This is a genomic window from Filibacter tadaridae, assembly GCF_900609045.1.
Taxonomy (GTDB): domain Bacteria; phylum Bacillota; class Bacilli; order Bacillales_A; family Planococcaceae; genus Sporosarcina; species Sporosarcina tadaridae.
This window is the reverse complement of sequence record NZ_UXAV01000076.1, coordinates 1-1,746: the sequence shown is the minus strand read 5'-3', so window position 1 is coordinate 1,746 and position 1,746 is coordinate 1. Positions and strand designations below refer to the sequence as shown.

2 protein-coding genes are annotated in these 1,746 nt (G+C 32.2%); both read right to left on the bottom strand.

Annotation, left to right across the window (positions count from 1 at the left end; translation table 11 throughout):
- Positions 1–756: 756 nt before the first annotated feature.
- Positions 757–1,236, bottom strand: coding sequence for a hypothetical protein (locus FILTAD_RS15635; RefSeq protein ID WP_124071887.1), 480 nt, complete (start codon positions 1,234–1,236; stop codon positions 757–759).
- Positions 1,237–1,431 carry a helix-turn-helix transcriptional regulator gene (locus tag FILTAD_RS15630; RefSeq protein WP_124071886.1) on the bottom strand — a complete coding sequence of 65 codons (195 nt, stop codon included), beginning with the start codon at positions 1,429–1,431 and terminating at the stop codon, positions 1,237–1,239. It abuts the gene before it with no gap.
- Between the last annotated feature and the right edge of the window lie 315 nt (positions 1,432–1,746).

Sequence of the window (1,746 nt, the reverse complement as noted above, 5' to 3'; positions counted from 1 at the left end):
AATGTTTATAGTGGCGAATACCGCAAATAGACTTTTTGATTTTCCTATTCGATTATAGAACTCTTCTCCTAACAAGCGATTTCCTCCAATGTCTTCAGGATTTCATAGTGAACAAACCGATTACAGCCTCTTTAACAAACGTTTAAGTGCTATTCCGTTAAATGGCCCGATTGTTTAACGGACACAAATCTTTGTTTTAGAATTGCGCCCGATAACGGAAAACAGGTTTTTTAAAAAGTTAGTAACCTTTTCAACTTAATCTTATATTAACACCTTATTATTACCTCTCAGATTTATATAGAAAAGTGAAATTAAAGTTAGAACAGTGCTAATAGTAGTTATTATCGACAAAAATGAATCATTGTACATTATTTCCATAAACGTATACGTTGAAATAACTGTAATCAAAAAAATTAGAGCTGGTTTTAAAATCGACTTAATATGCAAGGCTTTGGTAGACAGTATATTTAAAATAAACCAACTAACACCGAAAAAAAATAGAGGTATCATAGAAAAAGTAATAGAGAAGATTGAAGAATACATCAATAACGTAAAGAAATCAGAATCAGAATCAAATCTATAAACGTACTGTAAGTTTAAGATCAATATAAATATTACCAAATAAATTAAAAAGAAAGATAGAATATTTTTAATCTTTTTCATTGTTCCTCCTTTGATTTATAAAATACTTTCAAAACTAATTGGCCCGATTGCAGAACGGACGAGATCGCTTCTCGCACAATCGCGCCCGATTGTTTAGTCCTCCAATTCATCGTTTTTCTTAGCAGAACGTTTTAAAGAAACTAAATCGAACAGGAAATACAAAAGTGTAAAAATTATTGGAAGAACAAACAAGTCTATTCTCTCGTCGTAGTTAGTGGGAATCCCTTTTACGATTACATGGATAATGAAAAATATAATTCCCAATAATAACGCACGCTTACCAGCAACACGGCGCTCCTTTTTATAGCCTTTCTTGTTTGATACTTCTGTATGTTCTATCCCCGAAAATATATAACGAAAATACGTATATCCAGCCATAAGCATTGGGATCATCATAAGAATAATAGTTACATCTGCATCATCCATATCCCACTTTAGCCAATAATTATTTAAAGCAGATCCCAACATCAGCAGCCCACCCATTAGGAATGCTGCTTCAGACATGAAATATAAAACCCTTAATCGTTTGTATTCATCTTCTGGTAAAAAAGCATTTAAGAATGAACGTATCATTTAATCACCTTCCCAAAATAAATCATCTAATGTTTTACTTAATACTTTGGCAATTGCGATGCACAAGTTCAAACTGGGATTATATTCACCTTTTTCAATCAACCCAATTGTTTGCCTTGTGGCATTTACTTGGTTCGCAAGTTGTGTCTGGGTTAAACCTTTTTCCACTCTTGCCAATTTCATTTTACTCACCATATACTCACCCACTATAATGAAATATATATCTAACATATTGTTAAGTTAATATTACATTGCGGAACGCTTAAATGCAAGATAAATATTGCACAAATTAAAAAAAGCCGACTTCTTATAAAAGAAATCGACTCCTTTTTTTTATGAATAACCAACCAAGAATAATTTAATTCATGCTACAATCTGGCCCAATTCTGGCATAACCTTTATTCCGCTAAAGCGCCCGATTCTGGAATAGACCAGAGTTATACTGTTTTTTCATCACTTGTAAAAGTGATGAATGCGTTGAGTAATAAAACATATAAGGGATAAAGGATT